The following is a 6314-nucleotide window of genomic DNA, read 5'->3' as shown; positions in this document are numbered from 1 at the left end:
TGCCAAAGCAGCCATCAAAGTGATGGGCATACGTCTCCAAAGGCGCGGGAGCAGGCGTCACGAGGCGTTGGTCGGTCATAAGCGCTTCCCTCCTCCCGCTCCTTGTACCACCTGGCCTGCCCCCTCGTCAACAAACTACCGGTAGATGCACATTACCTGCGCAAACACTATCAGACTTTGTTAGAACAGCAGCGTTATCTGACATTGGTAGGCAAGGTAAGAATCTCCGAGCTTGTAGGGGCCTTCCAAAATTATTTCCCCAGTGCATTACTCACCTTGCTGCACTGTGAGGTCGATCTGACGGCGAGTATGCACTCTAGCTGGCTCATGAGACTTGTTGGAACAAAAAAAAGGCAGATTCCTCTCCATCATATTCTTACCCTGCAGTTTCTCAAGAGTTCGGTGCAGCAATCTTTTCAAGAACCACAGAGTACTCCTCGCTCAGCTGTATTTGGGCAAGGACCGTGGCCATGCTTAAACCCGATCTGTCTGCATTACAAGCAATTGCATATCCACATCTGCCGCATCCGCCAAAAAGCTCGCTCAAAGTTTAGCGGCATCTTCGCTTGCGACTGTGGGTTCGCGTATTCGCGTAGCCTCTCTGAGGCTGACCCGGACGACCCCTATCAATACAACAGCATCCTTACTTATGGAAAACTATGGGAAAGCACGTTATCCGACCTACGGCTAGATTCCACACTGAGCAATGCACAGATTGCACAACAGCTAGGAGTAAGTGTCAACACCATTTTTCGACAGGTGAAAAAGTTGGGTTTGCCCTCGCGTCTCCAGATGCTAGAACGTGAGAGAAAGACCCCATCTGAAGTTGAGCTATCCTTTCATCGCGAACAGTGGCTGAAAACGATAGCAAACTACCCTGGTCAGGGAATCGGTGTCGTGGTCAGGCAATCAATGGGCGGATATGATTGGTTGAGGAGATATGATCTTACCTGGCTTCAAGCCCACTTACCTCCTCACAAAGCCCGCCAACCACCAGGTAATCGCTGGCATAGGCAAGTCAAACCATATGGATCAAGAGGGGGCCAAAAAATTCTCCCACAAGAGTGGGAAGGACGCGATCGAGAGACTGCTGAAGTCATACGACAAAGAGCACAAGAACTTCTTGATGCCCCTGGCGCGCCGCAAAAAATAACACTTCTAAAACTGCAGTTGGCCCTACCCTCCTCTTCAAACTGGTTCAGAAATGCTGCCTTCTTGCCATTGACAATGCAAGCTCTCGATGAAGTTCTAGAATCAACTGAGCAGTTCGCGGTTCGTCGCGTCAATTGGGTAGCTCAGCAAGGGAATATAGCACGGAAACCCCTTTCGCACCGGGAGTTAGTAAAGCTAGCTGGGGTAGATGTCCAGCAGCATAAACCGTTGGTGCAAGCAGCAATTCAAGAAGCCATGAGAATGCTTGATCGCTTGAATTAGAACAAGGGCACAAGCCACATGGTGCTAACCGGCGCAATTGGCGTGTGGGAAAAGCAGCAAGTCCCGCACCCCGTTGCAATAAAGCATCATTGGAAGTGAATTGACTCTCGTTGCTGGAAATTAAACTCACTTCGAGGAAAGCCCAGCCATCATCTCTTGCTCCCATGAGCACTGGCTGGGCATCTCCTCTTGTTTCAGGAGAAATTGTTAACTCTCCCAAGTGAGGTTGAGCAGGAAAAGAAGATATGCTCATGCTCACTGAAAAACGAGAGAAGGGGCCGCTATTTCATGGCGGCCCCTTCTCTGCTCGTAACGTATACCAGACAACATCTCATAGTTCACAACCAAGCGGTCAGGAAACCAGCGAAGTTGGCGAGCGACTTTCTTCGCTCGGTCTATCCTCATCAACAAGTGGAGACCCAACTTTATTGTCCGAGACCCAACTTTATTGTCCGGCTACAGGAGCATCTTGAACAGCGCTGGGGTCGCCAAGAATCAAGCAAGCTGTACAACCAGACATTCCACGACAAGTGGCACAGGGTACAATTCGATAAGCTGATAGCTGGAGCGGAAATGTCGATCTACGGGGTGGCTGGGAATCCACTAGGCTTGACATTATCCAGCCTTCAGACTAATAGAGGCTCTCGAGGACTTCAGATTGTCACCTTGATTTTCAATAGTGTCTCCCCTGCCAAAGCTTTGTGTACTCTCACAATGAGTTCCTTCGACTTCTACAGTTTGCGGCGTTTCCGGTGGCCTCCTCCGGGAACAGAGATGAACACAGCGGAACGTCTGGAGCGAAGTTTTACCATCTCTGATGTATCGTTGGTAGCAGAGATTCATTGGTGGGCACGTGAAGAGCGTTACCAATTTACTCTGCGCGGCGAACAAACATTCCTGATGGGAGAGGCGTCTAGTTTCTCACAGACAGAACTTTTCCAGTTGCTTGAGCATTTAGTAGTCATCAACGACCGTCCCGAACTCATCGCCCAGTATCAAGCTGAACTATACACAAGATGAGTTTTGAGGCGATTTAAGGAATTGTATGTCCGCCCATTGAGTCTACCTCAGTGTGCCCGCCATCTGGTTGTCGCGGCGCTCTATAGACTGCGGCACTTCCTGATGCAATGTCTCAGCCTCTGACAGGCCAGCTGGGAGCAAACGAGGATTCAAGCCGTCATGGTGGTCGTTGCGAGTGGCACAGCATATCCACGGCCACAGCCGAGATGTTAGCATGTTAGTGGTTGAAGGGCGGCGTTCGTGCTATCCTGTCCGTGTTTGAGGGGAATGGGGGGTACGCTCCAGGAGAGCGGCGCAGCTCTTTTTTCATGGGATATGCTCCGGAGGGGCGCGTCTCAGTCCCTGGACAAAAGTTTGGAGCTACGAGTTGGTAGGTACGGTCAACGATGGGAGCAGAAAGATGAGGTAACACGTGGGAGGGCTTACGGCCTACATCTTGGATGATGTCGCATTTCCTCGTAATCTACCATCGTCATTTGCCTTCTTCATGGTCCTCTTGGGAAGGACTATTACGTTCGCCCAGCCCATTATGCCTGCCCCGTCGGAGAAGCTTGATCAAGCGCTCACGGGAAATACCAAGTGCTGTTGCCAGTAAATCGATGGCGCCATAACGGGCGTTCGCGCCACGCTCCAAGCGACTGATGGTACTGACGCCATCGCCCGCGCGTTCGGCGGGTTCGGCCTGGGAGAGTCCTTGCTGGCGGCGCAGGGTTGCCAACCGGGGTATGGGTACACCACGCGGGGAGGAACGCTGAGGCCACTGGGACGACCGCTGTTGAAAATTGAAACGTTTCTTCATGGTTCACCTCATCACAAAAATTATCTGCTCCCCAAGGCACTACGCCCTGGAGAGCAGATAAGAGACAAAAGACACGCTAAAGCTAGGCTAGCACAGCTCCAGAAAACTACTCATGGGCGAGCCGATTAACCAGTTCCATCACCTGGGATGGGCCTAAGAGTAGGCATCGTTTCGCATGCCCCGTTGCCGCGATCACCGCGGCGGCATCGTGGTGCTGTTGCTCGGTAAGGGCAAAGCAGGCCACGCGAACGGCGTGGAGCAGAGGCGCATAGCGCTCCATCCTGCTTTTCCAGAACATGGCGCTGGCCTGGGGATGTCCAATGATGATCAACACCAGCGCGTTGCCAGTCTCCAGGAGCAGATCAGGGCGCACCTTCACAGGTGTGGGGACGATGGTATGCGTTGGGAAGTGCTCGCCATACCGGGCATAGGCGACCCCGGTGAGCAGCCCGATCAGCGCGGGACGGCACTCCTCGTCAGTCGTGAGGAGACGCCAGCCATACCGTTCAGCCCAGAGCGCCAGTTCATGCCGTACCTGCTGCGCCTGGTAGACTTCCCGCCTCTGCTTCCGGTAATGATCGGAACGCAGCGACGTCAGCCCGATGGCTCGCGCGCCTTTCAGGAGCAGGCGATAGGCGCGGGGCGATCCATGCCCCCGCTCTGGGAGCAGCAACTCGGCAGCCATATATCTCCCTTCCACCAGCCTGGCTAACCTGCGGTAGAACTGGGTTCTTGAGAGGTCACTGCATGCGTGTTTGTGGAGATCGCCTGCCGTCGCGCGCCTGACCCGGTGGAGGAAGGCCAGCAGGGCGACCTCGTCTGGGTGTAATTCGTTCATAGTTTGTTCACCTGTACGACCTGAATATTCGCCTGCCCTGCCGTCGCACGACTCACCGTGCGGAGCCGGGCCTGACTTGCAACGACCCACAAGGTGGGCTTCCCCGCTTTCCCAAAGCCTGCCACCTTTTTTCGTAACCGCTGCCCGGTGTAGTGCGGGGAATCAATCTCCAGCAGATACTCCACTCCATCCAGGCGCATCCGCCCATCAGCCAGCACCGTGCTCAAGCCTCGTTTATGTTCCCCCTTCAATGCGCGCTCCGTGGTCACGTCTGTCACCCTGTACCGCTGCTTCAACTTTTCCAGCACATCTCCCATCGTCAGCACATGCCCAATCTCGGCCTGGGCTGGCCTCCCTTTGACAAAGCTGGCGCGTTCTGCCGCAGCAAAGAGGTGCTCCGCCTTCCGACCGAGCCAGTATATCTGTTCAGCCTTCCCACGGGCGTCGGTCATGGCGGTATGCAGATAGCCTCCTTTCACGAGTTGGGCGAGTCGGTCCTGGCAGGTTTGTATTTTCCGTCCTGCCCAAAACTGCTGATGAATCGCCTGCGTGTTGGACAGCCCTCGCTGCCCGATGTACCGAAACAGCGCGACATCTCGCGCCGTTGGCTGCACGTACTTCCCCATCTGATACCTACCAATCGGATGCGGCTTGCCTTGTGGCAGACGTCGTTGAAGGCTGCCGGTTCTCTGGCTCTGCCCAGATGGTGGGAGGAGCGTACATGGGGACGGCTGGCTCGTGATAGGGCGTTGTGGGCAGGTCCAGCAGCCTGGGCTTGCGCGCCAGCACATGCGCAGCCGTCTCACGCCCCTCGACGGTCAGGATCAGCACGTGGTTAGCATCCAGCCCCCGGATCTCATGGGGCTGCACCAGATAATCCCAGGTGTCGGAGACGGTGGCATGCGGCTCTCGGAAGCGTGCATACGACCAACTGCGCGTCTGAAAGTTGCGTTTGCCGATGTTGTCTGCCACGACCTGCGCATCAAGATGGAGCAGGCCATTATGCACGATCCAGGTGCGCGCATTGGTCGTAATGGTCTGGCGAAACGGCTCCAACTGCTCAAACGCCTGGAATCCCAGCTGCAGCGCCACCCGACGCTTGCGCGCCGTCGCAATGAAGGTTGGGAAGTTCGCCGTAAAGTAGAGATGCGCCTCATCCAGGAAGACACTCACCAGATGGGGGGAGTGCGTGATCGCGCGCTGGGCCGCATACGCTTGCAAGCTGATCATGTAGAGCAGGCCAAGCGTGTGTTCCTGGGTGCCGACTGGCCCACCTGCACGGATCATCACCACCTTTTTTTGCTCCAGGCACTCGGCCAGCGTGGGGGCGTGGCGCTGGTTATAGAGAAACGCATTGCGGCCTACACAGAGCCGATCCAGGAAGTTGACCAAGCCGGAGAGGTTTTGATCAAAGTCTGATTTCGACCAGTTGTTGCAGAAGAGGGTGTACTCGCGCGCCTCAGGGGATCCAGCCGCTGCTGCCAGGAGGCCCTCGCGTCTCTCGTCGCTCAGGCACAGTTCAAGCAGTTCTTGCAGCAGCATTGGCTGCCGATAGGCGCGTTCGTAGAGTGGAATGGTTTTCCGAAGGAACGACTGCGCCTTTTGCAGATAGTAGCCTGAGGCGCCTTGCGTTCCTGTTTCGCTCACCTGGGCGAACAGGTCAGCAAACAAAGCGGCATGGGCGTGCGGGCCTCCGGGTCCAACCAGGGGATTAAACCCGGCATCCGGGTACAGCACCACCTCGCGGTGATGCCGTTGGGCCAGGGCCAACACCTGCTCGGTCATCTCGCGCTGGCCGTCAAACAGCACCAGGGCGACATCAGGCCGGGCTATATCTGCGGCAATGAAGGTGCTCAGGAAATAGGAGGTCTTGCCCGCTCCCACCGGACCCAGGTTGATCACATTCAAGCAGCGTGACCGTTCAGGCAGGATGATGTCCTGCCTGGGCCACGCCTGAAGGTTCTTCCCTAACACCACACTGGCCCCACGCGCGAGTTCCTGAAGCGCCTTCCTGGAGCGTCGCCGCTGGCGGGTTTTGAAGCGATCACGCAGCTTTCTGGAGCCTGGTCCCCCACGCCGTCGCTGGATCAGGATCCGCGCCAGCATCGTGATGAAGCCAATCCCTACGAGCGCCAGGACAAACACCATCAAACGATCATTCCATGCCTGAAGATCGGAGAGCAAATCTCCAAAGAACATGATTTTCTCCTTCACAACTTAATA

General features: G+C 55.6%; 6 protein-coding genes. 2 read left to right on the top strand and 4 right to left on the bottom strand.

What is annotated here, in order from left to right; all coding sequences use genetic code 11:
* The first annotated feature begins 102 nt into the window (after positions 1 to 102).
* Together VH599_01665 and VH599_01660 are read left to right on the top strand one after the other, a co-directional pair.
* Positions 103 to 1434 carry a TnsD family Tn7-like transposition protein gene (locus tag VH599_01665; protein HEY7346997.1) on the top strand — a complete coding sequence of 444 codons (1332 nt, stop codon included), beginning with the start codon at positions 103 to 105 and terminating at the stop codon, positions 1432 to 1434.
* 774 nt (positions 1435 to 2208) lie between these two features.
* Positions 2209 to 2454 (top strand): hypothetical protein, encoded by a 246-nt coding sequence (locus VH599_01660; GenBank protein HEY7346996.1) that lies wholly within the window; start codon positions 2209 to 2211, stop codon positions 2452 to 2454.
* Positions 2455 to 2926: 472 nt separating this feature from the next.
* On the opposite strand, the gene VH599_01655 is transcribed toward VH599_01660, so the two are convergent.
* The 4 genes from VH599_01655 to VH599_01640 form a co-directional block, all read right to left on the bottom strand.
* Positions 2927 to 3253 carry a helix-turn-helix transcriptional regulator gene (locus VH599_01655; protein HEY7346995.1) on the bottom strand — a complete coding sequence of 109 codons (327 nt, stop codon included), beginning with the start codon at positions 3251 to 3253 and terminating at the stop codon, positions 2927 to 2929.
* Positions 3254 to 3359: 106 nt separating this feature from the next.
* Positions 3360 to 4091, bottom strand: a complete 732-nt coding sequence (locus VH599_01650; GenBank protein HEY7346994.1) for a hypothetical protein — start codon at positions 4089 to 4091, stop codon at positions 3360 to 3362.
* The gene (locus VH599_01645) at positions 4088 to 4705 is read right to left on the bottom strand and encodes a replication-relaxation family protein (GenBank protein HEY7346993.1); all 618 of its coding nucleotides are present in this window, start codon (positions 4703 to 4705) and stop codon (positions 4088 to 4090) included. Before VH599_01645 ends, VH599_01650 begins: the two co-directional genes overlap by 4 nt.
* 19 nt (positions 4706 to 4724) lie before the next feature.
* The gene (locus VH599_01640; GenBank protein ID HEY7346992.1) at positions 4725 to 6290 is read right to left on the bottom strand and encodes a TraM recognition domain-containing protein; all 1566 of its coding nucleotides are present in this window, start codon (positions 6288 to 6290) and stop codon (positions 4725 to 4727) included.
* Positions 6291 to 6314 lie beyond the last annotated feature (24 nt).

The sequence above is a fragment of the Ktedonobacterales bacterium genome, assembly GCA_036557285.1.
In the GTDB taxonomy this organism is placed as follows: Bacteria; Chloroflexota; Ktedonobacteria; order Ktedonobacterales; family DATBGS01; genus DATBHW01.
Note: the sequence above shows the minus strand (reverse complement) of the source record. Positions and strands in the feature narration are given on the sequence as shown.

Excerpts from the sequence above, each read along its gene's own strand:
- VH599_01660 (HEY7346996.1), top strand. The coding sequence starts at position 2,209 with ATGAACACAGCGGAACGTCTGGAGCGAAGTTTTACCATCTCTGATGTA.
- VH599_01655 (HEY7346995.1), bottom strand. The coding sequence starts at position 3,253 with ATGAAGAAACGTTTCAATTTTCAACAGCGGTCGTCCCAGTGGCCTCAG.
- VH599_01650 (HEY7346994.1), bottom strand. The coding sequence starts at position 4,091 with ATGAACGAATTACACCCAGACGAGGTCGCCCTGCTGGCCTTCCTCCAC.
- VH599_01640 (HEY7346992.1), bottom strand. The coding sequence starts at position 6,290 with ATGTTCTTTGGAGATTTGCTCTCCGATCTTCAGGCATGGAATGATCGT.